Here is a 17,412-nt window from a genome sequence, read left to right as displayed (position 1 = left end):
ATGAGGGTGAAGATGGACAAGGAGCTCCCTGAAGAAACCGGCCGCCTCGGCTTCACCGTAGGCTCCGCCAGTTGTGTAGACGGCGTGGTCGAGGGCAAGCGCCTGTTCCGGGTCGAGCCCGGCAACTGCTGCGACCATGCAATGGAGCAGGCCTCGGTGCTGATGGACTGCTCACGACGCGCCTCCTTCATCGGTGTGATGGACGACGAACCCGTACTGGTCTGGGCCTCGCACTATCTGTGCGAGATGGCCAAGGCGCTGATGGATGACGCGCAGATGGGGATGCTCAAGCGCCGCTGAATCGCTGTTTGATCGGTTGACGGACCGCTTCCGGGGTAGAACCACCCCGGATCCTCAGGTCGGTTTCAGAATGCGCCTGGTCGCTCGCATGCAACCGTGCGGCCCCACAAGTGCCATGCTTGTGAGATGCCCATGAGCACAGTGCGCGCAGACGCACGGCCATCGGCAAGGAGGCGACCGACAGCCACGCAACCGTGACGTGGCCGGTATGCCGCAGCAGAACACGCCGGATACCTGCCACCCACAATCATTCGGGCCGGGTCCGTGATGCCGAGGTCCGCTGTATGCCTGATGAACTGCTTCACCTGCCTGTGATCAACAGCATCCTGAGTCGCCAGAAGGACGCCCCCGGCGCTTTGTTGCCGATCCTCCACGCCATTCAGAACGCCATCGGCTTCATTCCCGATGATGCCGTGCCGGACATTGCCCACGCCCTCAACCTCAGCCTCGCCGAAGTGCGCGGGGTGATCAGCTTCTATCACGATTTCCGCACCACGCCGCCCGCCCGCCACACCCTGCGTCTGTGCCGTGCCGAGTCGTGCCAGAGCCGGGGCAGCGAAGCCTTGGCTGCGCAACTGCGCGAACAGCTGGCGCTGGACGACCACGGCACCAGCGCCGACGGTGCGATCAGCCTGCGCCCCGTGTACTGCCTGGGTGCCTGCGCCTGCTCGCCGGCCCTGGAGCTGGATGGTCAGGTGCATGCGCGGCTCACACCCGAACGCCTGCGGGCGCTGGTGAACGGTTGCCTGGAGGACGCAGCATGCTGAAGCTGTTCATTCCCTGCGACTCGGTCGCGCGTGCCGTAGGTGCAGACCAGGTCGTCGCTGCCTTGCAGCGCGAGGCCGAGCGCCGCCAGCTGCCCATCGATATTCAGCGCACCAGCTCGCGCGGCCTGTACTGGCTGGAACCGCTGCTGGAGTGCGAGAGCCCGCAAGGGCGCCAAGGCTTTGGCCCGGTGACCCCGGAAGAGGTACCGTCGCTGCTTGACGCCCTGGCCGGTGAGCCCGGTGGCCATTCACTGGCACTGGGCCCGATCGAACAGATCCCTTACCTGAAAACCCAACAACGCCTGTTGTTCGCCCGCGCCGGCATCACCCGCCCATTGTCGCTGGAGGACTACCGCGCCCACGGTGGCTTCACCGGCCTGGAGCAGGCCGTTGCGCTGGGCGGCGCCGAAGTGGTGGCCGCCGTGCTCGATTCCGGCCTGCGCGGCCGCGGTGGCGCGGCGTTTCCGGCCGGCATCAAATGGCGCACCGTGCGTGATGCCGGGGCAGGGCAGAAGTACGTGGTGTGCAACGCCGACGAAGGCGACTCCGGCACCTTCGCCGACCGCATGCTCATGGAAGGCGACCCGTTCCTGCTGATCGAAGGCATGATCATCGCCGGCCTCGCCGTAGGTGCCGACAAGGGCTACATCTACGTGCGCTCGGAATACCCCGATGCCATCCGCGTGCTCGACCAGGCGTTCGTCATCGCCCGCAATGCCGGCTACCTCGGCGCTGACGTGGCCGGCAGTGGCCGGGCCTTCGACCTGGAAGTGCGGGTGGGCGCGGGTGCTTATATCTGCGGCGAGGAAACCGCGCTGCTGGAGTCGATCGAAGGCAAGCGCGGCATCGTCCGTGCCAAACCGCCGCTGCCCGCCCTGCAGGGCCTGTTCGGCCTGCCGACGCTGGTGCACAACGTCCTCACCCTGGCCTCGGTGCCGACCATCCTGGCCAAGGGCGCGGCGTTCTACCGCGACTTCGGCATGGGCCGCTCGCTGGGCACCATGCCGTTCCAGTTGGCCGGCAACATCCGCCACGGTGGCCTGGTGGAGCGTGCCTTCGGCCTGACCTTGCGTGAACTGGTAGAAGGTTACGGCGGCGGTACCGCCAGCGGCCGCCCGCTCAAGGCCGCCCAGGTCGGTGGCCCGCTCGGCGCCTGGGTGCCCCCCAGCCATTTCGACACCCCGCTGGACTACGAGGCCTTCGCCGCCATGGGCGCGATGCTCGGCCATGGCGGTGTGGTGGTGGCCGACGACACCCTGAACATGGCCAGCATGGCGCGCTTCGCCCTGCAATTCTGCGCCGAGGAGTCCTGCGGCAAATGCACCCCGTGCCGCCTCGGGTCGACCCGGGGCATGGAGGTGGTTGACCGGCTGATCGCCACCCGCGACTTCAGCGAACGCCACGATCAGGCCCTGCTCCTGCGCGACCTGTGCGACACGATGCAGTACGGCTCGCTGTGCGCCATGGGCGGCATGACCGCTTATCCTGTGGCCAGCGCCCTCAAGTACTTCCCCGCCGATTTCGGCCTGACCACCCCGGAGGCCGCCCAGTGATCAACTACTTCGACCCTGAGACCGACCTGGGCACTCCTGCTCGCGAAAGCGACGTGGAGGTCAGCCTGAACATCGACGGACGCAGCATCAGCGTACCTGCCGGCACTTCGGTGATGCGTGCTGCGGCAATGCTTGGCACCAGCATTCCCAAACTCTGCGCCACCGACAGCCTGGAGGCCTTCGGCTCGTGCCGCATGTGCCTGGTCGAGATCGACGGCATGCGCGGCTACCCGGCTTCCTGCACCACGCCGGTCACCGAGGGCATGGTGGTGCGCACGCAAACCCCGCGCCTGGCCGACCTGCGGCGCAACGTCATGGAGCTGTACATCTCCGACCACCCGCTGGACTGTCTGACCTGCTCGGCCAACGGCAACTGCGAACTGCAGACCGTCGCCGGCCAGGTCGGCCTGCGCGAGGTGCGCTACGGCTACGACGGTGCCAACCACCTGGCCGAGCAAAAGGACGTGTCCAACCCGTACTTCGACTACGAGCCCAGCAAGTGCATCGTCTGCAGCCGCTGTGTGCGCGCCTGCGAAGACATCCAGGGCACGTTCGCCCTGACCATCACCGGGCGCGGCTTCGAGTCGCGGGTAGCGGCCGCGGGCGGCGAGAACTTCCTGGCCTCCGAATGCGTCTCGTGCGGTGCCTGCGTGCAGGCCTGCCCGACGGCGACCCTCACTGAGAAGAGCCTGGTCCAGCTGGGCCAGCCCGAGCGTTCGGTCATCACCACCTGCGCCTACTGCGGCGTTGGCTGCTCGTTCCGCGCCGAGATGAAGGGCGATCAGCTGGTGCGCATGGTCCCGGACAAGAACGGCGGCGCCAACCATGGCCACGCCTGCGTCAAGGGCCGCTTCGCCTGGGGCTACGCCACCCACCCGGACCGCATCACCAAACCGATGATCCGCAAAAGCCTGGATGACCCCTGGCAGGAAGTCAGCTGGGACGAGGCCGTCACCTACGCGGCCAGTGAATTCCGTCGCATCCAGCTCAAGTACGGGCGCGACTCCATCGGTGGCATCACCTCCAGCCGCTGCACCAACGAAGAAGCCTATCTGGTGCAGAAACTGGTGCGCACGGCGTTCGGCAACAACAACGTCGACACCTGCGCGCGGGTCTGCCATTCACCCACCGGCTACGGCCTCAAGCAGACCCTGGGCGAGTCGGCCGGCACCCAGAGCTTCGATTCGGTGATGCAGGCCGATGTGGTGCTGGTCATCGGCGCCAACCCGACCGACGCCCACCCGGTGTTCGGCTCGCAGCTCAAGCGCCGCTTGCGCCAGGGCGCGCGGCTGATCGTCATCGACCCGCGGCGCATCGACCTGGTCGACTCGCCCCACGCCCGCGCCGAGCAGCACCTGCAACTGCGCCCAGGCACCAACGTGGCCATGCTCAATGCCCTGGCCCATGTCATCGTCACCGAGGGCCTGCAGGCCCAGCGCTTCATCGATGCCCGTTGCGAGACCGAGGACTTCGCCCGCTGGCGCGATTTCGTCAGCCAGGCGGACAACGCCCCGGAAGTCCTGGGGCCGGTGTGCGGCGTGCCTGCCGAGGACATTCGCGCGGCTGCCCGGCTGTACGCCACCGGTGGCAACGCGGCGATCTACTACGGCTTGGGCGTGACCGAGCACAGCCAGGGCAGCACGGCGGTGATGGGCATCGCCAACCTGGCCATGGCCACCGGCAACATCGGCCGCGAAGGGGTAGGGGTGAACCCGCTGCGCGGGCAGAACAACGTCCAGGGCTCGTGCGACATGGGCTCGTTCCCCCACGAGTTGCCCGGTTACCGGCATATTTCCAACGAAGGCGTGCGCGCCGAGTTCGAGCAGGCCTGGGGCGTGACCCTGCAGCCCGACCCGGGCCTGCGCATCCCCAACATGTTCGAGGCGGCGCTGGACGGCAGCTTCAAGGCCCTGTACTGCCAGGGCGAGGACATCGCCCAGAGCGACCCCAACACCCAGCACGTCACCGCTGCCTTGCGCGCCATGGAATGCGTGGTGGTGCAGGACATCTTCCTCAACGAGACGGCCAAGTTCGCCCATGTGTTCCTGCCGGGCAGCTCGTTCCTGGAAAAGGACGGCACCTTCACCAACGCCGAACGCCGCATTTCGCGGGTGCGCAAGGTCATGGAGCCGCTGGCCGGCAAGGCCGACTGGGAAGCCACCGTGGCCCTGGCCGATGCCCTGGGCTACCCGATGCACTATCGCCATCCGTCCGAGATCATGGACGAGATCGCCCGCCTGACGCCGACTTTCCACCGGGTCAGCTACGCCGAGATCGACCGCCATGGCAGCTTGCAGTGGCCGTGCAACGACGCGGCGCCCGACGGCACCCCGACCATGCATATCGACCAGTTCGTGCGCGGCAAGGGGCGCTTCATGCTCACCGGCTACGTGCCCACCGACGAGAAGGTCAACAGCCGCTACCCGCTGCTGCTGACCACCGGGCGCATCCTCAGCCAGTACAACGTCGGCGCCCAGACCCGACGCACCGGCAACGTTGCCTGGCACGATGCCGACCGGCTGGAAATCCACCCGACCGACGCCGAAAGCCGAGGTATCCGCGACGGCGACTGGGTCGGCATCGGCAGCCGCGCGGGGCAGACGGTGCTGCGGGCCAAGGTCAGTGGCCGGGTGGCGCCGGGGGTGGTGTACACCACGTTCCACTTCCCGGAATCCGGTGCCAACGTGATCACCACCGACAACTCTGACTGGGCCACCAACTGCCCGGAGTACAAGGTCACGGCCGTGGAGGTGTTGAAGGTGTTCCAGCCGTCCCAGTGGCAGAAGCGTTACCAGGACTTCAGTGACGAACAGCGGCGCCTGCTCCAGGAGCGCCGGGGTGCGGAAAAAGCCGAGGTGCGCCGATGAGCAGTGACAACCTGGTCAAGATGGCCAACCAGATTGCCCATTACTTTGATAGCGAGCCGGATCATGAGCTGGCGGTGAAGGGCGTCAGGCAGCATTTGCAGAGCTTCTGGACGCCGGCCATGCGCCAGCAGTTGGGGGAGTGGATAGCGGCCAATGCGGGGCAGGGGCTGGACCCCAAGGTGGTGGAGGCTTTGGGTTAGCCGTTGCCTGTACTGGCCCTATCGCCGGCTTGCCGGCGATAGGGCCGGTACAGAAAACATGAAATGTCCGTCATGAATGCCGGGCGAGTCTGCCCGCAATGCTACGCTCGCGGAAACACTCTGCACGGATACCCACCATGGACATGAACTGGCACCAGGCCCTGCAAGAGAGCCTGATCTGGCTCGCAATCGCCTCGTTCATCACCCTCATCGGCTTTACCGCCGCCGCTGCCCTGGCTGTGCGCTACACGCGCTGGGGCAGCCAGTTCTGGCAACTGGCCGGGCCCTATTTCACCTTCCGGCGCAGCTGGCGGCCCTTGCTGGTGTTCGCCTTGCTGCTGGTGCTGACACTGTTCTCGGTGCGCCTGAACGTGCTGTTCTCGTTCTGGTACAACGGCTTCTACAGCGCCCTGCAGGCCCTCGATCAAACCGCGTTCTGGTACCTGCTCGGGGTGTTCGCGGTGCTGGCGACCATCCATGTGCTGCGTTCGCTGTTCACTTTCTACGTGACCCAGGCCTTCAGCATCCAGTGGCGTGTGTGGCTGACCGAACGCCTCACCCATGACTGGATGCAAGGCGATGCCTATTACCGCGGGCAGTTCCTCGAACATCCGGTGGACAACCCTGACCAACGTATCGAACTGGACATCAACGCCTACGTCACCAACTCGGTGTCGCTGGCCCTCGGCGCAGTCAGTGCGCTGGTGTCGCTGGTGGCCTTCACCGGCATCCTCTGGGGCCTGTCGGCGCCGCTGGCGGTGGCCGGCTACGAAATCCCCCGGGCGATGGTGTTTGCCGTCTACCTGTACGTGCTGGTCGCCACCTGGATCGCCTTCCGCCTCGGCCAACCGTTGATCCGCCTGAACTTCCTCAACGAAAAACTCACCGCCAACTTCCGTTACGCGCTGATGCGCCTGCGCGAGAATGCCGAGAACATTGCCTTCTACCAAGGTGCGCCGGTGGAGCGGGCGACCCTGCTCGGGCGTTTCGGTGCGCTGATCGTCAATGTCTGGGCGCTGGTGTTCCGAAACCTGAAGTTCAGCGGTTTCAACCTGGGCGTCAGCCAGGTCGCCGTGGTATTCCCGTTCATTCTCCAGGCGCCACGGTTCTTCAGTGGCGCGATCAAGCTTGGCGATGTCATGCAGACCGCCCAGGCGTTCGGCCAGGTGCAGGATTCACTGTCGTTCTTCCGTGAGTCCTACGACACCTTCGCCCAGTACCGCGCCACCCTCGATCGTCTGACCGGTTTTCTCGACGCCAACCAGCAGGCCGCCGCGCTGCCGCGGGTACTCACCGAGGAGCAGGCGCATGCCCTGGATATCACCGGCCTGCAGGTGTTGCGCCCCGACGGCCATGCGCTGATCGCCGACCTCGACCTGCGCCTGCACGCTGGCCAGGCGCTGCTGATCAAGGGGCCCTCGGGCAGTGGCAAGACCACCTTGCTGCGCGCCCTGGCGGGCCTGTGGCCTTATGCCGAGGGGGAGGTCAGGCGCCCCACGGGCACCCAGGCGTTGTTCCTGTCGCAGCGCCCGTACTTGCCGCTGGGCGACCTGCGTACCGCCATCGCCTACCCGGCGGGCAGCACGGCCGAGGACGCGCCGCGCATGCAGCAGGCCCTGCGCCAGGTCAACCTGGCGCACCTGGTGGATCGGCTGGAGGTGAGTTGCGACTGGTCGCACATTCTGTCGGTGGGTGAGCAGCAGCGCCTGGCGTTCGCCCGGGTGCTGTTCAATCGGCCGCAGGTGGTGTTTCTTGATGAGTCGACATCGGCGATGGATGAAGGGTTGGAGCACATGCTGTATTCGCTGTTGCGCAGTGAGATGCCGCAGGCCCTGCTGGTGAGTGTCGGGCATCGCAGTACGCTGGCGGATTTCCATACCCATCGGCTGGAAGTGGATGGGCAGGGGGGGTGGTTGTTCCTGGAGCAGCAGCCGGAGGTAGAGCTACAGGTATAGGGGGCCTTTGCTGGCCTCTTCGCGGGGCAAGCCCGCTCCCACAGGTACACCACAGGCATCGAGATTTGTGGTGTAACTTGCTGGCCTCTTCGCGGGGCAAGCCCGCTCCCACAGGTACATCACAGGCATCGAGATTTGTGGTGTACCTGTGGGAGCGGGCTTGCCCCGCGAAAGGGCCGGTACAGGCAACCCATATTCAGGTCAGATGCTCACCATCGAGCATCACAATCAACTCCGCCCCTTCGTTACGCACATTCCCCACGTCCTTGCCCACCGCAAACCACTCAAAAGCCTCCACCGGCAAGCACCGCTCCCGCGCCAGCCGTTCGGCTTCCTCGGCGGGCACCTCGGGGTCGACCCACGCCCGCGCATCCGCAGGCCCCAGCACCAGCGGTCGGCGATCGTGGATATCGACCATCCCCGCGTCACTCGCCGCCGTGATGATCACAAAGCCATCCCCTTCGTTCGGCTCCAACCCCGCACGCACCTCGGCCAGCGCCGCCATGAACATCGGCGCCTGGCTTTTCAGGCGAATGAAATAGGGCTGCTTGCGCTTGGGGTCATGCGGGTCGGCAACCCATTCGTACCAACCGTCAGCCATCACCAAGGCCCGCCCCTGGGGCCAAAGGGCCTTGAAGAACTTGCCAGTGGTCACCGTCTCGACCCGCGCATTGATCGGCGCAGGCCGCTTGCCGGTGGCCCAGAACGGCGCCCAGCCCCAATGGCAGGGGTCGATACGCAGGCCATCGGCGGCATTGTGCAGGATCAGCACGCGGCTGCCGGGAGCCACGTTGTAGCGGCCGATGGGCGCATTGTCGTAACCGCTGATCACGTCCTGCTCGGCGTCCAGCTCACGCAGGTAATCGGCCAGCCCCTGGTACTGGGCGAAGCGTCCGCACATGGTATGCACCCCCATTTGTCGAAATTTCCTACGGGGGCAATTGACCGCACCGCAGGCATATCGTTACTGTATATGTATACAGTTATCATGCAAGGCTGCGACATGACTTCCATCCTGGGGCCGCTCACCTGTGGCGGCGCTGCGCTGCCACGCTACCTGTTTCGCATTCCGGCGGGGTTCCCTTCGCCGGCGGCGGACCACATGGAGCAACCCATCTCGCTGGACGAGCTGTTCAACCTGCGGGCGCCGCACATGTACCTGGTCAGGATAGACGGCGACAGCATGCAGGGCGCCGGGATCTTCGACGGTGACCTGGTGCTGGTCGACCGCTCGATCGAAGCGCGCCATGGCCATATCGTGATTGCCGCGGTCAACGGCGAGCCCTTGTGCAAACGCCTGCACCGTATCGGCGGGCAGGTGGTGCTGCGTTCGGAAAACCCGGGTTTCGCGCCGCGCTACATCATGGAGGGTGACGAATTGACCATCTGGGGCGTGGTCACCTTCAGCGTGCGTAGCCACGACCCGCACTCATGAAGCTCTCATCGCTACCGCCGCCAAGGTAGCGCCGGCAAAGCCGGCCCCCACCAGGAAGGTCGCCTGGAAGCCCACCCCATCCCACAGCAGCCCCGCCACCACGCTGGCGGCCAGCAGCGCCAACCCGGTCAGCAGGTTGAACAGGCCAAAGGCCGTGCCGCGCAGGTTGGCCGGCGCACTGTCGGCGATCAGCGCGGCGAAGATGCCCTGGGTAAAGCCCAGGTGCAGCCCCCAGGCCGCCACGCCCAACGCCAGCCCGGCCCAGCCCGGCAGCAGCGCCAGCAGCAGGTCGGCAGCGATCAGCAAGCCGAGCCCCAGCATCAGCACCCCGCGTCGGCCGATACGGTCCGACAGCACACCGGCGGGGTAGGCCGACAGCGCGTAGGCCAGCGCCATCAGTACCAGCACCGCGGGCGCCCACAAGGGCGCCAGGCCCATGTCCTGGGCGCGCAGCAGCAGGAAGGCCTCGCTGAAACGGCCCAGGGTGAAGAGTATGGCCAGACCGATCAGGCGCCAGTAGGCCGGGCCCAGCCGCGCCAGTTCGTGCCACGCCAGCGGTGAGCGTGGCGGGTGCGCCGGTGTCGAGGCCGGGGGTTCGCGGACGAAGGCCACCAGGATGTACACGGCGAGAAACGCCGGGATCACCGCCACCCAGAACACCGTCTGGAAATGGCTCGCGGTCAGCCACATCAGCAGGATCGCCAGCAACGGCCCGAGGAACGCGCCGACCGTGTCCAGCGCCTGGCGCAGGCCGAACGCCGCCCCCCGCAGCTCGACCGGGGTCACATCGGCCACCAGCGCGTCCCGCGGCGCGCCGCGGATGCCCTTGCCGACACGGTCGACGAAACGCGCCCCGATCAGCCATTCCAGCCCCGAGGCCATGGGAAACACCGGCTTGGTCAGCGCGCCCAGGCCGTACCCCAGCACCGTCAGCAGCTTGCGCTTGCCCAGCCGGTCGCTGAGGGCGCCGGAAAACACCTTGGTAATCGACGCGGTGGCCTCGGCGATGCCTTCGATGACGCCCACCGCCACCACCGAGGTGCCGAGCACGGTGACCATGTACAGCGGCAACAGGGCGTGGATCATCTCCGAGGAAATGTCCATGAACATCGACACGAACCCCAAAGCCCAGACGCTGCGGGGGATCTTCGGCAAGGCCTTGGCGACGCCCGTGTGTGCGGTTTTCTCGATGCTGCGCATCGTGACCTCGGTTGTCTCGCTACGCTCGAAACTGTAGGAGCCTGGGCGCAGGATGCAAATTCGTGCCGACCGAAATCCCTGTACAGCGCAGAATTCGATTCTTGATCCGATGGGCATATTGGGGAAGGTCACCTTGCAGGCCAGTCAACTCTGCAAACGCCTCATCGATGCAAAGGAAAGAGGGTCAGCTATGGACATGCTTGCGCACATTGTCACTAGGGGGTTGCGCGTCACCGAACCTGGCAACCGCCCGTTTTCTTGCCATTTCGATCACCTCTTTGTTTACCCTGATCTCCCTGCCCAAGGCATCGAATACAGGGGGTATGGGCGTAGATGCCCTCTGGTGCACTGTCATCGCTGGCCCGGCGCCAATCGTCTAGGTAGAGCGGCAGAAACACCCGTATGGCCTGCCCACCACCCAAGTCGGTGAAGCTGTCGATGGAAAGAGAAAAGTTCTGTCAATGGAACGACCGGCACAGTTTGTCAAATTCTGACTTGCCCCGATGGGTTCGACCCTCCCGGAGCCTGTGATACTTTCCGCAGCTGGTTTTACCAGGGAGTAATATCGTTGATGGAATTGACGAAGATCTTTGCACCACAAAACCGCCGACTGATCAAACTCACCACCCCCATCCGAGATGACCAGGCGTTGTTGCTGGAGCATTTCAGCGGCAATGAAGGGTTATCCACGCTGTTCAGCTTCGAGCTGTCGTTGATCAGCCAGGATGCCAGGCTCGAACTCAAATCATTGATCGGCCAACCTACCCGTCTGGACATCGAATTGGCCGACGGCGGCGTACGCCATATCCATGGTCACATCACCCGGTTCAACCTGCTGGGCAGCGACGGTGGCCTGGCGCGTTACAGCGCGACACTGAGCCCCTGGCTGTGGATGCTGACGCGGCGCGTTGATTCGCGGATCTTTCAAGAGCAGACCATTGAAACGGTCATCCGCGCGGTTTTCGAGCATTACGGCGGGCTGGGCACATTCGAGTTTCGCCTGCATAAGCCTCTCAAATCCCACAGCTACATCACCCAGTATCGCGAAACCGACCTGGATTTCGTGTTGCGCTTGCTGGAGCAGGACGGCCTGTTCTTCTACTTCGAACACGGCACGGACGGGCACAGCCTGATCATCACGGATGAATCCCAGGCTCTGCAAGCGTTGCCCGAACAACCGCAAATCCGCTACCACAGCGCCTTTGTCACCGAGACCAGTGACTCGATCACCCAATGGCGCAGCCACCGGGTATTGCAATCGGGCAAGATGGCCATCCAGACGTTCGATTACAAGCAGCCAAGAAATCCGCTGCCCGTCCACATGGGCAGCCTCAATGAACAGGGCGATGTCGCGCCCTACGAGGTGTACGATTTTCTCGGTGCCTACAGTCACCGCCTGCCTGACGAGGGCGAGGCGCTGGTCCGCCGCCACCTGGAGGTCATCGAAGCCCAGGCCAAGACCTTCACCGGCACCAGCAACTGCCGGGCCATGCGTGCGGGCTACAGCTTCGAACTGACCCAGCACTTCGACCATGAGGACGGTGCGGCAGAAGCTCGCCAGTTCCTGCTCGTGTCGGTGGAGCACCGTGGGTGCAACAACTATTTCTCGGATGAGCCTGCAGGCTACGACAACCAGTTTGTCTGTATTCGCCAAAGCATCCCTTACCGCCACCCGATCACCGTGCCGCGCCCCACCCTCAACGGGCCGCTCAGTGCGATCGTGGTCGGGCCGGAGGGCGAAGAAGTCTTCACTGACGAGCTGGCGCGGATCCAGGTCCGGTTCCACTGGCAGCGCGGCGACAGCCTGCCGCAGGGCACCACCTGGGTGCGGGTCGCGATGCCCAGCGCTGGCAGTGGCTTCGGCCATCAGTTCTTGCCGCGTATCGGCCAGGAAGTGCTGGTCACCTTCCTGGCAGGCGATATCGACCGCCCCGTGGTCACCTCAGTGCTGTACAACGCCGAGCAGACTCCGCCGCGCTTCAGCAAAGCCTCGGGCCTGCCAGGCAACCGCGCGCTTTCCGGCATCCAGACCCAGGAGCACAAGGGCCGCGGGTTCAACGAGCTGTTGTTCGACGACACACCGGGCGCCTTGCGTGCCCGCGTCGGTACCACGCACCAGGCCACAGCGCTCAATCTGGGCAAACTCACCGAGCCACGTTCTGACGGCCAGGCCAAGGCCCGTGGCAACGGTGCCGAATTGCGCACCGACGCCGCGATTGCCCTGCGCGCCGCCCAAGGCATGTTGCTGACCACCTATGCCCGCCGGGACGCCACAGGGGCACAGCTGGACCGCGAAGAACTGCTCACGCTGCTGGCCGAGTGTGGGGAGCTGTTCAAAAGCCTCGGGCAAACCGCCGCCGCGCGAGGCGGGGCAGCGGTGGACAGCGAGGGCATCGACGCCTTGGGCCAGGCGCTGAAACAGTGGCCAGCGCCCGACAGCGACAGCCCGGGCGAGCCAGTCATGGCCGTTGCGGCTGCGGCGGGTATCACCAGTGCCACACCGCGCTCGCAAATCCACTATGCCGGTGCCAACCACGACACCACCGCCCAGGACCACCTGCAGTTGACCAGCGGCGCCGCCATGCGCCTGCAAGCCGGCAAGGGCATCAGTGCCTTCGCCCAGGATGAGGGCATCAGTGCCATTGCCAACCGCGGCAAAGTAATGGTCCAGGCCCAGGAAGACGACATCACCGTCAACGCACAAAAGAGCCTGCACCTGTCGGCCGCCGAAGGCGAGGTGGTCATCACCGCGCCAACCATCCGCCTGGTGGCCGATGATGGCAGCTATATGAAGATCGGCGGCGGTGTCGAAATCGGCAGCCAAGGCAAGGTGATCGTCCATGCCAGCGAGCATGACTGGGTCGGCCCCCGCACCGACAGCGCCCCGTTGCCAGCATTCACCCGCGACCCGGCGGCGCAACGCCTGGCCTTCCACTACCCGGGGCACGCCGACGACAGCGTGCGAATGGCCGTTGATCACGCCTACCAGATCAAGCTCGAAGACGGTAGCACCGTGCAAGGCCTGACCGACGCCAGCGGGCTCACCGAACACGTCGAGCGCGAAGCGATGCACCAGGCGCAAGTGGCTGCCCTGCGCAGCACCGGCAGCAAAGGAGGCAGCCAATGAGTGGCGATCAATATGCGGTGGCTGAAAGCGTCACCCGGCTGGTACCCAACTTCAGTACCGAACGCAAAATGGAGGTACCCGCCGACCTGCCAGGGGTGGTGATCTTCTTGCACGGCGTGAATGACCCGGGGGCTTCTTACGAGTCGGTGGAGACGGGGTTGTGCCAAGGGGTGAATGAGCGATTGGATCGGCCTGATCTGAAGGCGGGCCGGTATGGGGCTGACTACAGTGCTGCGAAAAAAATTCCGATTGAGGAACTCGGCGAGGATCACAAAGCCACACTCGACGATCCAGACACGTACCTTTATCAGCGAGACGCGAACGACCCCAAAACCCGCAGCCTGATGATCCCGTTTTACTGGGGCTACCGCGCTGAGCCTGGCGAGATAATGCGCGATGAAAATAACGACCCGACCAAACTGCGCGACCAATACCAGGACGTGTTCGAAAACCGTCTGGACCGGCACTTTGCCAAGGGCGGTGGTTTTTTCGCCAATGCCACCAACAACCTGCTGGAGATGTACGGTAAAGGCTTTGCCAAGCTCATCCGGCAACTTGCGCAACTCTCGCTATCCAACCCTCAGTACATGGGAAAAGGGCCGCATCGGCGTTACTTTGTGTTGGCGGCGACGCGACTGGCCATGCTGGTCAGTGAGATCCGTCTTGTATCGCCTGATGAAACCATTACCATCATGGGCCACAGTCAAGGCACCTTGATTACCCTGCTGGCCCAGGCCTTGTTGATCGACAAGGGCCAACGCTGTGCCGACACCGTCATCATGGTGGACACCCCTTACAGTGTGTTGCCCCAGGCCACGCCCAAAGGCCATGACACACTCGCGACGCTTATCCGCATCGCCACGGCCGTCACCCAGGCACCCCATGCCCAGCCGCCGCTTTCTGCGCTCAGGGACAGCAAGACCTACGGCGGTCGCACGGGCCCCAAGTGGTCACCCACACAGGGCTCGCGCAAGGACAAGGTCGGTAACATCACCGTTTTTCCCGAGCGTGATAATCGCGGCAAGGTATACCTGTACTTCAGCCCGGACGACACCACGGTCGCCCTGGACGACGTCCAGGGCATCGGTACCTATGGGGTGCCCAATGCCTTGCCTGACGGCAAACCAGCGATGGCGGCGTTGCAGTCCTTGCGTTTTTACCAGCGCATGTGGACCAAGCGGCATCGCAACGGCGAGCCGGTGCTGGTCGGTGACGCCATACAACAAACAGTGCTGCGGGCGGAGGGAGAACCCCGATACCCCGGCGGCTGGTCAAAGGCCGCTGTGGCCTCGCAAGCGCCAATAGCAAAAGGTGAAGAACGCCTGATCAATGCCGAACCCTTGAGCCCACCCCACGCGCCTCAGATGTTCGGCGGTGAGGCGGTAACCGGCACCCCCACCCAGGCAGGTATGGACAGCCCCGATGACGTCAGCATCCGCTCTGCGTTGGGCAATCCGATGGCCAAGTTCAAATGGATCAAGGTCCGTACCAACCCTACCCGGGTCGACCGGGAAGAAGAACGTGCTCGGTGGAACGCTGGCAAAGAGCCCGGCGATCAAACAGCAGCCATACGTCAAAAACCCGTGTCGGGTAATCCAATGCTGAAGACCCAGGATCATTACGTCATTTTCCGTGAAGAAACGCCTAATGAGATCCAGGCCCGGATGCCCGCAGATCCGGATGAAATGGACGCTAACAGCTACCACTCGGCCGTGTTGCGCAGCCCGGAGAACCAACGCTGGGTGACGGCAATGGACATTGCGATTGGCCAGGCGCACAGCCTCGATGATCCGGCTATGCGGGAGGTGTTGGTAGCGATTGCGGATTGGAAGATGGATAAAAAGTACTTTGAGATAATCAAAGAATTACCGGCCTGGTCGCGACTGAGTAGGGAAGCTCAAGCATTGGTGACTGCCAGTAGTAAGTATTATCAACGGGGCGTGTTCCCGTCTTCTGAGCTGGTCTCGCTAACGCCACCGTCCTTGTTAGCCAATGCACCTGTGAAAGGAGATGGCCGATGAAGGACTTATCCCCCTCCCCTAAGTCACGGCCCAACCTGAAACCTTATCAGCTGATCGCCGGAGTACTCATTGTGCTCTGGCTTAGCTTCATCTGGATTGTCCAACTCAAAGCACAGGAAGCCGATATGGTACTTCGCGACATGAAACCTGTCATGGCCTGGGGCATCGCCGCGATTGTCGGCTCGCTGCTGCTGATCTTCGGCATTCACTGGTGGGGCAAAGCCCTGGCAAATGAGAAAGCAGAGCTTGCCAATTATCGAAACCAGATTGAGGCCAGAACCGCCGAACAGCAGGCCACGCAAGCGCGGACCTACGCCCTGGAGATTCGGGGAGTTGGACTTGGAATTTACACAGACGGCCAATCCAAAATCTGGCAGTTCATCAAAAAGAAAAACGACAACTTTGCTTCGATTTACTCGCAGGACGCGAAAGACTACAACCCGTCATTAACCTCCAGGAGAAACTCCGCAGACATCAAAGCCCGTATCGCATTCAAAAATTCGGCAGGTGAAGCAGTGGCCTACTGGCCAATCCCGGTGTTTGCGCTAGGTCCACCCGATCCGTACGCTAAAGGGTACAGAGCAGAAGGCCTGATCAATGAAGGGCGTAATGCGGCGACCTTGGGCGTTACCCAGTTTCTGTGGCAAGACGATGAAAACACTACCCATGCGCAAGGCATGATCGAACGACTGTTCACGTTTTTTGACGATAACCCCAAGGTTCCACAGGCCATGATCGCGAGCCAGGACGGTGACGTGGCGCGCGACCCTTATCGCAAACCGGGCACACCGGGATTGCAGAATGGCCACGTGGTTCCAACGATCTACGAAAACGCGACAGGCCTGCTGGTCACGCGCTCGGATCGAGTGGACCGCTACATTCGCCCCTTCGTCACTCGTGACGCCGAGGACAATCAGGACAAAAAAACTGACTTCGGGAAATTGTGGGCGTTTTACTGGGAACGGGACAGGGCATTTACAGACTGGTATGAGGCCGCTGAGCGCGCAAAAGGCGCTGAAGTCTCGATAGACCCGAGCACCATGTCCACCGCCTACTGGCAATCGCAACTGCCCACCTTGTGGAAAACCATCAACAACCGCGGCCCAGGCCATTTTGAACCGTCCCCCTGGCTGCCCGTGCGTTGGGCCGAACACCAGCTGAAGGAGTTTGACGCAGCGCCAGTGCTGGGTTACCTGCACCGTCCGATCAAGGTTTCCATGCAGGACGAACACGGCAAGCGCCTCAAACCCGCGTTGCAGGCCAAGGCCTTGCAGGCGGGTTGGCTCAAGGCCCTCGACACCCTGCCCGATGGGCAAAAACCGGTGCGCGTGTTCTACGACACCACCAACAACGCCGAAGCAGAAATCGCCCTGACCAACGCCTTGCACAGCCTCAACACCGATGGCCAAGGCCTGGATGTGGGCAATGTCGACGAGGGCTATGACATCGGTCGCCGTCTGGGCAATACCGGCGTCAGCGGCGCGCTGGTGGAAATCAACCTGGCCACCATCGCCAGCTACCACGACGGCGGTGCCAGTGCCGTGGTGTACGCCGGCAGCGACGGCAGCCTGACCGTGCAGATGATCAGCCCGCCAGATGAGGCACGCAAAGCGAAGAACCAGCAGAACCGTGGCGCTGACCCCTTCAAGTATGGCCTCCCAAGTGTCGGACGACCCAAGGCATGAACCCTCCCATTTGCCTGGGCGACCCCACCAGCAGTGGGGGCCGCGTGCTGTCATGCCAACTGGCTGGCACCCACACCGTCAACGGCAAAACGCCAGCGGTGCTGGGCGACAAGGCCAGTTGCCCACTTCACAAAGGGGTTTTTGCCTTTGTTGAGGGACATCCAAGCCGCCGCATGAACGGTAAACCTGTGGTGCTGCAAGGCCATCGGCTGGCATGCGGGTGTCACGGCGTGGCCAGCCATGCGCTGAATGTGAGCGTCGAGTAATCACGCGTTTCACACTACCCTAGACGCGACCGGGCT

13 protein-coding genes are annotated in these 17,412 nt (G+C 63.7%); 11 read left to right on the top strand and 2 right to left on the bottom strand.

The genetic code is table 11. The features are described 5' to 3' along the window. Positions 1 to 12: 12 nt before the first annotated feature. From ACIPZG_RS22770 to ACIPZG_RS22745, 6 genes are all read left to right on the top strand, one after another. Positions 13 to 300 carry a DUF3077 domain-containing protein gene (locus ACIPZG_RS22770; RefSeq protein ID WP_400717100.1) on the top strand — a complete coding sequence of 96 codons (288 nt, stop codon included), beginning with the start codon at positions 13 to 15 and terminating at the stop codon, positions 298 to 300. Between the two features lie 284 nt (positions 301 to 584). Then, on the top strand, positions 585 to 1,067 hold the full coding sequence (locus ACIPZG_RS22765; RefSeq protein ID WP_400717098.1) for a formate dehydrogenase subunit gamma: 483 nt from the start codon (positions 585 to 587) through the stop codon (positions 1,065 to 1,067). Then, positions 1,061 to 2,620, top strand: coding sequence for a formate dehydrogenase beta subunit (locus ACIPZG_RS22760; protein WP_400717096.1), 1,560 nt, complete (start codon positions 1,061 to 1,063; stop codon positions 2,618 to 2,620). The genes ACIPZG_RS22765 and ACIPZG_RS22760 overlap by 7 nt, the downstream gene beginning before the upstream one ends. Next, positions 2,617 to 5,487, top strand: a complete 2,871-nt coding sequence (fdhF, locus tag ACIPZG_RS22755; protein WP_400717094.1) for a formate dehydrogenase subunit alpha — start codon at positions 2,617 to 2,619, stop codon at positions 5,485 to 5,487. The genes ACIPZG_RS22760 and fdhF overlap by 4 nt, the downstream gene beginning before the upstream one ends. Beyond that, on the top strand, positions 5,484 to 5,687 hold the full coding sequence (locus ACIPZG_RS22750; protein WP_400643014.1) for a formate dehydrogenase subunit delta: 204 nt from the start codon (positions 5,484 to 5,486) through the stop codon (positions 5,685 to 5,687). Before fdhF ends, ACIPZG_RS22750 begins: the two co-directional genes overlap by 4 nt. A 137-nt stretch (positions 5,688 to 5,824) precedes the next feature. Beyond that, on the top strand, positions 5,825 to 7,642 hold the full coding sequence (locus ACIPZG_RS22745; RefSeq protein ID WP_400717092.1) for an ABC transporter ATP-binding protein/permease: 1,818 nt from the start codon (positions 5,825 to 5,827) through the stop codon (positions 7,640 to 7,642). A gap of 196 nt (positions 7,643 to 7,838) precedes the next feature. On the opposite strand, the gene ACIPZG_RS22740 is transcribed toward ACIPZG_RS22745, so the two are convergent. Next, entirely contained in the window at positions 7,839 to 8,543 is a 705-nt protein-coding gene (locus ACIPZG_RS22740) for an SOS response-associated peptidase family protein (RefSeq protein WP_400717208.1), read from the bottom strand. A 102-nt stretch (positions 8,544 to 8,645) separates the two neighbouring features. Here ACIPZG_RS22740 and ACIPZG_RS22735 point away from each other — a divergent pair, with 102 nt between their 5' ends. Beyond that, positions 8,646 to 9,077: a LexA family transcriptional regulator gene (locus ACIPZG_RS22735; protein ID WP_008099859.1), complete on the top strand. Its 432-nt coding sequence runs from the start codon at positions 8,646 to 8,648 to the stop codon at positions 9,075 to 9,077. Here the strand turns inward: ACIPZG_RS22735 and ACIPZG_RS22730 are convergent. After that, a complete protein-coding gene (locus ACIPZG_RS22730) occupies positions 9,072 to 10,277 on the bottom strand; it encodes an MFS transporter (protein ID WP_400717090.1) in 1,206 nt (401 codons plus the stop codon). The two genes, ACIPZG_RS22735 and ACIPZG_RS22730, sit on opposite strands and share 6 nt — an antisense overlap. Before the next feature lie 571 nt (positions 10,278 to 10,848). On the opposite strand from ACIPZG_RS22730, the gene ACIPZG_RS22725 reads away from it, so the two are divergent. Genes ACIPZG_RS22725 through ACIPZG_RS22710 form a run of 4 tightly spaced genes read left to right on the top strand, consistent with a single transcriptional unit; the run spans position 10,849 to position 17,376 of the window. Then, complete coding sequence (locus ACIPZG_RS22725; RefSeq protein ID WP_400717087.1) at positions 10,849 to 13,404, top strand: type VI secretion system Vgr family protein; 2,556 nt, start codon at positions 10,849 to 10,851, stop codon at positions 13,402 to 13,404. Further along, positions 13,401 to 15,425 (top strand): DUF3274 domain-containing protein, encoded by a 2,025-nt coding sequence (locus ACIPZG_RS22720; RefSeq protein ID WP_400717085.1) that lies wholly within the window; start codon positions 13,401 to 13,403, stop codon positions 15,423 to 15,425. The genes ACIPZG_RS22725 and ACIPZG_RS22720 overlap by 4 nt, the downstream gene beginning before the upstream one ends. Continuing rightward, positions 15,422 to 17,110 carry a DUF2875 family protein gene (locus tag ACIPZG_RS22715; RefSeq protein WP_400717083.1) on the top strand — a complete coding sequence of 563 codons (1,689 nt, stop codon included), beginning with the start codon at positions 15,422 to 15,424 and terminating at the stop codon, positions 17,108 to 17,110. The genes ACIPZG_RS22720 and ACIPZG_RS22715 overlap by 4 nt, the downstream gene beginning before the upstream one ends. After that, a complete protein-coding gene (locus ACIPZG_RS22710; protein WP_400717080.1) occupies positions 17,107 to 17,376 on the top strand; it encodes a PAAR domain-containing protein in 270 nt (89 codons plus the stop codon). Before ACIPZG_RS22715 ends, ACIPZG_RS22710 begins: the two co-directional genes overlap by 4 nt. Positions 17,377 to 17,412 lie beyond the last annotated feature (36 nt).

Origin of the sequence: Pseudomonas sp. NPDC089395 (assembly GCF_044749525.1) — a bacterium.
Classification (GTDB): Bacteria; Pseudomonadota; Gammaproteobacteria; order Pseudomonadales; family Pseudomonadaceae; genus Aquipseudomonas.
The sequence above is the reverse complement of the archived record's forward strand: the minus strand, read 5'-3'. Positions and strand labels throughout refer to the sequence as shown.

Bases quoted from the DNA above. Each gene is read 5' to 3' on its own strand.
- ACIPZG_RS22760 (WP_400717096.1), top strand. From the start codon at position 1,061: ATGCTGAAGCTGTTCATTCCCTGCGACTCGGTCGCGCGTGCCGTAGGT.
- ACIPZG_RS22740 (WP_400717208.1), bottom strand. From the start codon at position 8,543: ATGTGCGGACGCTTCGCCCAGTACCAGGGGCTGGCCGATTACCTGCGT.
- ACIPZG_RS22710 (WP_400717080.1), top strand. From the start codon at position 17,107: ATGAACCCTCCCATTTGCCTGGGCGACCCCACCAGCAGTGGGGGCCGC.
- ACIPZG_RS22735 (WP_008099859.1), top strand. From the start codon at position 8,646: ATGACTTCCATCCTGGGGCCGCTCACCTGTGGCGGCGCTGCGCTGCCA.
- ACIPZG_RS22725 (WP_400717087.1), top strand. From the start codon at position 10,849: ATGGAATTGACGAAGATCTTTGCACCACAAAACCGCCGACTGATCAAA.
- ACIPZG_RS22745 (WP_400717092.1), top strand. From the start codon at position 5,825: ATGGACATGAACTGGCACCAGGCCCTGCAAGAGAGCCTGATCTGGCTC.
- ACIPZG_RS22730 (WP_400717090.1), bottom strand. From the start codon at position 10,277: ATGCGCAGCATCGAGAAAACCGCACACACGGGCGTCGCCAAGGCCTTG.
- ACIPZG_RS22715 (WP_400717083.1), top strand. From the start codon at position 15,422: ATGAAGGACTTATCCCCCTCCCCTAAGTCACGGCCCAACCTGAAACCT.
- ACIPZG_RS22770 (WP_400717100.1), top strand. From the start codon at position 13: ATGGACAAGGAGCTCCCTGAAGAAACCGGCCGCCTCGGCTTCACCGTA.
- ACIPZG_RS22765 (WP_400717098.1), top strand. From the start codon at position 585: ATGCCTGATGAACTGCTTCACCTGCCTGTGATCAACAGCATCCTGAGT.
- ACIPZG_RS22750 (WP_400643014.1), top strand. From the start codon at position 5,484: ATGAGCAGTGACAACCTGGTCAAGATGGCCAACCAGATTGCCCATTAC.
- ACIPZG_RS22720 (WP_400717085.1), top strand. From the start codon at position 13,401: ATGAGTGGCGATCAATATGCGGTGGCTGAAAGCGTCACCCGGCTGGTA.